Raw genomic sequence first — 5368 nt, forward strand, 5'->3', positions numbered from 1 at the left:
CGCCGGTGATCGACGCGCGGTTCAGTTACCGCGGAGAGGATGTCGTGGCCACGCTCGATCGAACCTGTCGGAAGGCGGGTTATCCGAAGACCATCAGGGCGAAGCCAGTCGACCTGCGCGCCGGGCAGACGATTGCGCGCTCTTCCTCGGTCATGCACCACGCCAGGCGCTGAGGCCGGCTTGAGCGATCCTGGACTGCCTGCTCGCCGCGCCTGCGCCACTTGCGGACGGTTTCGTCGCTGATCCCATAGCGCTTTGCGACGACACTGGCGGGCTCTGTGGAACGAGCGATTTCCGCCCGCACAACAGGTGTGGTTCGGGCCTGGGGATGTATCTGCACCATCACGAAACCTCATCAACCAGAGCAACAAAGCGCCATGCATGATCCGCAATAACACTGCTTGCCATGTCCCAATGATGTGTCGCAACCAGACAATTAACATCAACCGCGCCATTATCACCTGCTACGATCAACCCGCCAACGGCTTCCTTGGAATGGTCCATATCGGCACCGCGAGATACTCGCTCAAATTAATCCACGCCGCCTAAATTTTTCGCTCGGAGTCAATCCAATAGGGATCGCGCAGGATACGTTTGCGTAGTTTGCCAGAGGCGTCTCGTGGCAAATCCGAGCGGAATTCAATCACACTTGGTATCTTATATTTCGCTAAGCGCTGCGAAAGCGCGGTATGTACCTGCGTCGCGTCCAGAGTAACGCCCTGCTTTAGCTCTACAATTGCGATAAGCGCTTCACCATACTCGCTGTTTGGAATGCCAAATACGGCGCTATCCGCGACTTCATCAATACGAGCGATCTCTGCTTCGATTTCTGCGGGGTATATATTGACCCCCCCACTGATGACCATATCGCTCTTGCGATCGGAAAGATACAAATAGCCCTCTTCGTCTTGGTACCCGATATCGCCAGCCGTTATCAGGCCGTCTCGCTCGGCGCCCGCCCGCTTTAGGGGATCGCCCTTATACTCAAAGTCTGGCATATCAGGATGGCCCGCGTATATCTCGCCAACCGTACCAGGCGGCAAGATGGCGCCTGTCTCATCATAAATGCGGACCGTTACGCCTGCCGGGGGGCGGCCAACTGAGCCTGGTCTCTCTAGCCATTCTGCAGCGGTAATGAACGCCGAGGGAAGGGTTTCGGACGATGCATAATACTCGTGGACTATAGGCCCCAGCCATTCGATCATGGCTCGCTTGATTGAAGGCGAGCACGGTGCGGAGGTATGCATAATCCAAGTTAGCGACTTTAGATTGTAACGTGAGCGTATAGAAGGCGAGAGCGCAAGCAACCGAACGAACATGATTGGAGGCAAATATTGATGCGTCACGCGATGCAAATCGACGAGGCGCAGAAAATCTTCGGCATCGAACCTCGGTTGTAGAATTATCTTGGCATTTGCAAGCCAAGCCAGCCGCGCCTGCGCGCCGGGCGCACCATGATACATCGGCGTGGCGATGACCGTCGTTACAGGATCGCCCCCATTTCCGAACGTCTGCTCGAACATGCCGAACATTCGTGCGGTCAGACCCATCATTAACTCGAACTGGGCCGCACTACTTGGCAGACGACGAACGCCCTTCGGGCGCCCGGTGGTGCCCGATGTATAGAGGGTTGGTATCGTAGGGATGCCCGGCGGCAAGGAACGGGCGGTCCATTGATCGGCCCATTCTTCGTATGATTTTAAGTCCGCTGGTATCGCGGCATCCTCATCGGAAATCCCATAGGCCACTCGTATCTCCACAGGTGTCTCTAGGACAAGAACCTGTACGCCGGTGGGTATCGCCGCAGACACCCGCCGAAACAAGTCGGCATGCACGACAAGCAACCGTGCCTCACTGTCCTCAATAATGTAGCGGGCTTCATCGCCAGTGTAATGCCAATTCAAAGGCACGAGTTGGCATCCGGCGTAGCCAGTAGCTTCGATCAGTTCAAAGAACGCGAAGTCATTCCTGAGCATGACAGAAACGGTTGCCCCGCTTCCAATTGTTTCGATTAGGCCTACCGCAATGCACGCGGCACGATCCCGTATGGCTTCAAAAGTCCGGATTCTCTCGCCGCTGATAATATGTCCACCTTTATTGACCTTGCTCATCGCGTTCTCTCCCGTTGTGCTGTATCGCGCCGCCGCCCTAAGATGGTTGACAACAACCCTGCGTTCGCCATCAACATTCTTCTCACGTCTGGCACTGCCGCTGCCATTTCACGTCGCCACTTATTGATCGAGAGATCGCCGTCACTCTGCTCGACATCACCAGCAAGCGTGAGGCTACGCACCAGACACCTGTGGAACACCGACATGATCGGGCTTCCGCAAGCTTGGCGAAGTGGCTCGTAGAACTGCGCAACGGCAGTGGAGAAGGGTGTCTCCGCTAAGCACATCGTTTCCCATTCTGCGCGCATTCCGTTAGCTTGTCCGGCTGCTAGTGCAGTTTCAAGCATCCTTGCTTCCAGCGGAACGAGAGCTTCGATGATTTCATCATCATGGGGGTGTGCATGATGCAGATAGCGCGCAACGCTGTCGACGATCTGTGTCTGGTCAAACTCTCCCACCCAGATTCCGCTGTTGCGCCCGCGTTGCACAACTACTAACCGAAGACGCGCCAAATAGGAGATGGTCGCTCGGAAGACCGAGCGACTGACACCGAAGCGGCGGACAAGATCGGCCTCCGTTCCCAACAGTTCGCCAGGCTCCATAGCTTTCGCGTTAATTTCGGAATGAATGCGCCAGGCTAGTACATCTGCTGCGCGGATTTTGGCGGGGCCATATTGGAGTGCCAGCGTAAGACGGTCGGTGTCTTGGCTTATAGCAACCGGTGCAGCCATTACCGCGTCGCTCATCACGCGCTGCGTGAACTTGTCGGATAGGTCATGCAGAATGGCGAGTGCAGAGATATCTTCGCTAAGGATTGCCTCAACCTGGCGAACCCGCAATGCCACCAACTCGGAAAACATGCTGTCCATACCCTTCGACGGATCATGCGTCTGCAGATATCCGACCACACTCACTTTCATCAGTGCGTTTACCAGCATGCCCAGAATCGGACTGCGCGCAGTATCGAGAATGCGTTCGTACAACTCGGCCATTGGCGGCAGTATTCCGTATTTGGCTTGTTGCGTTACTGCGCGACAAGCCGCCCTGAGCGGATCGACGTCCCGCGCGCGCGCGCGCGCCGCCGCCAGCCGAAACGCAATCGCTTCTAGTTGCGGACGGATGCTGAAGACATCTGCGATCGAAAGACGGGCGAAAAACATAAAGTTGCTGAGTGCCGTCGCTGCTGCATCCAACGGCGTGGCGGAAATGAAAAGGCCACCAGCGCGACCACGGCGACGTTCTACCAGCCCCTCTCTTTCGAGGATCAGAACTGCTTCGCGAACGAGCGCGGGGCTGCACCCAAGTTCCTCGGCAAGACCATGTTCGCTGCCAATAGATGCACCGAGGGATAGCTCGCGCTTCAAGACTGTGTTGGCTATGCGATCCGCCAGCGCCTCGGCACTGCGCACCGGTGGCTTTCTAATATCTGAATGATCCACTGATCCCCACCGCTTGCGGGCGATTATATGCAATTCGTGCTCCCGCCGTATTGGATGCGACAAACAAGCCGATATCCTTGTTGAAGATATTCTCTGCCCAAGCCGAGACTTTGTCGCATCTGAATATGATATTATTTTACACTGGCCGTGTCAACAAGTGGGGTCGAGGTGGGGGAATCTCCTCAAAAATCCCTACGATTTGCATAAACTGCTGCACAATGGAGATTCTTTCTCCCATAGTGAAGGCTATTCCCGGCTCAAGGTATGATGCTAAAATAAGGGAGGCCACTTTTGTCGGAGCACATGCTACGCCATCAACCGCGCCATGCATGGCCATTCGTAGGGATGCTCACAGTGTTGAGCTGGCTTTCACTTCTTGATCGCCAGATCCTCGCCTTCGCATTGCTCTATTCGACGGCTGGAATCGACATTGGATGGGCGGTAGATCGCCTCAGTCGCCGCTGGATCATTTACGTGGGAGGGACCATATGGAGTATCGCAACTGCAGCATGTGGGCTGGCCAGCACCTGGACGCCTCGAGACACCTCTGGTGCGCAGCGGCTTGAGATGATTCAGTGCCTTTGCAAATGAGCGTAGGCGTGGATGGCTGGTCAGCGGGGTTTCTTTGATCTTTCGGACCGGTCCGCGGCGCTGAGCGCCGCGGGCGATCCGCTTGAACGCTTGGCGCCGGTCGTGGACTTCGAGGTTTTCCGCGGGCCGTTGGTGGTGGCCCTTCGGCGCAGCGTTCGCGGCAAGGGCGGCCGAGCACCATTCGACCCGGTGCTGATGTTCAAGATCCTGGTGCTGCAGGCGCTCTATTCGCTGTCGGATGAGGCAACCGAGTTCCAGATCAAGGATCGCCTATCGTTCCAGCGCTTCCTGGGCCTGGGCCATGATGGCACCGTGCCGGATGCGACGACGGTATGGCTTTTCCGCGAGCGGCTGGTGCAGGCCAAAGCGATCGACAAACTCTTTGCCCGCTTCGATACCGCACTCACGGATTGGGCTATCTCGCTATGGGTGAGCAAATCATCGACGCCACGGTCGTTCCGGCACCCAAGCAGCGCAACACCGAAGCCGAAAAGGCGGCGATCAAGGAGGGGCGCATCCCCGAGGACTGGAAGCCGGTAAACGCCCGGCAGAAGGATCGCGATGCCCGCTGGTCAATCAAGTACAGCAAAGCCAAAATCCGCGAGGGTGCCGACCCAAAGGCCCCAAAGCCCGTTGATCTTGCTATTCCCATGTTCGGCTACAAAAACCACATCGGCATCGACAAGGCCCACCGCCTGATCCGCACGTGGGGCGCCAGCGCTGCCAATGCTCACGACGGGGCGCGGCTGCCGGACCTGATCAGCAATGGCAACACCGGCTCGGGCGTTTGGGCAGATACGGCCTACCGTTCGAAGAAGAACGAGGCGTTACTCGCCGCCGATATGTTCACGAGCCATATCCACCAGAGGCGCATGCTGAGGCGGCCGATGCCCGAGCGGATCGCGAAGGCCGATAGTGTTGAAAAACTCAGCCTTGCAGTAATCGCACAGTCCTGATTCACTGGCCCTGTCGTGGGGAGACAGGCTGATGATGGGTGCTCGGACTGTGATGCAGGAGGCGCTGTTCTACAGCTTCAACCTGGAGGACCATGTGCCGCAAAGCCATCTGCTGCGGGCGGTTGACCACTTTGTGGACCTGAGCGGCATTCGGGAGAAACTGCGGCCATTCTATAGCGAGACGGGCCGCCCTTCGATCGATCCTGAACTCATGATCCGGATGCTGCTCATCGGCTATTGCATGGGCATCCGGTCAGAGCGGCGCCTGTGC

4 protein-coding genes and 2 pseudogenes are annotated in these 5368 nt (G+C 57.2%); 2 read left to right on the forward strand and 4 right to left on the reverse strand.

What is annotated here, in order from left to right; translation table 11 throughout:
• Nucleotides 1–94: 94 nt before the first annotated feature.
• From HGI47_RS21895 to HGI47_RS21910, 4 genes and pseudogenes are all read right to left on the reverse strand, one after another.
• A pseudogene (locus tag HGI47_RS21895) lies at nt 95–343 on the reverse strand (IS481 family transposase); the annotation flags it as partial.
• Nucleotides 343–504 carry a hypothetical protein gene (locus HGI47_RS21900; protein ID WP_168854870.1) on the reverse strand — a complete coding sequence of 54 codons (162 nt, stop codon included), beginning with the start codon at nt 502–504 and terminating at the stop codon, nt 343–345. The pseudogene HGI47_RS21895 and the gene HGI47_RS21900, both read right to left, overlap by 1 nt.
• Before the next feature lie 41 nt (nt 505–545).
• Nucleotides 546–2111: an AMP-binding protein gene (locus tag HGI47_RS21905; protein ID WP_168854871.1), complete on the reverse strand. Its 1566-nt coding sequence runs from the start codon at nt 2109–2111 to the stop codon at nt 546–548.
• Nucleotides 2108–3550 carry a GntR family transcriptional regulator gene (locus tag HGI47_RS21910; RefSeq protein WP_168854872.1) on the reverse strand — a complete coding sequence of 481 codons (1443 nt, stop codon included), beginning with the start codon at nt 3548–3550 and terminating at the stop codon, nt 2108–2110. Before HGI47_RS21910 ends, HGI47_RS21905 begins: the two co-directional genes overlap by 4 nt.
• A 603-nt stretch (nt 3551–4153) precedes the next feature.
• Here HGI47_RS21910 and HGI47_RS21915 point away from each other — a divergent pair.
• Together HGI47_RS21915 and HGI47_RS21920 are read left to right on the forward strand one after the other, a co-directional pair.
• Nucleotides 4154–5058 (forward strand): annotated as a pseudogene (locus HGI47_RS21915) (IS5 family transposase); the annotation flags it as partial.
• 70 nt (nt 5059–5128) lie between these two features.
• The coding region (locus tag HGI47_RS21920; RefSeq protein WP_168854873.1) for a transposase at nt 5129–5368 on the forward strand (240 nt) is incomplete at its 3' end.

This window comes from Novosphingobium sp. ERN07 (assembly GCF_012641335.1).
GTDB lineage: Bacteria > Pseudomonadota > Alphaproteobacteria > Sphingomonadales > Sphingomonadaceae > Novosphingobium.

Excerpts from the sequence above, each read along its gene's own strand:
- HGI47_RS21900 (WP_168854870.1), bottom strand. The coding sequence starts at position 504 with ATGGACCATTCCAAGGAAGCCGTTGGCGGGTTGATCGTAGCAGGTGAT.
- HGI47_RS21905 (WP_168854871.1), bottom strand. The coding sequence starts at position 2,111 with ATGAGCAAGGTCAATAAAGGTGGACATATTATCAGCGGCGAGAGAATC.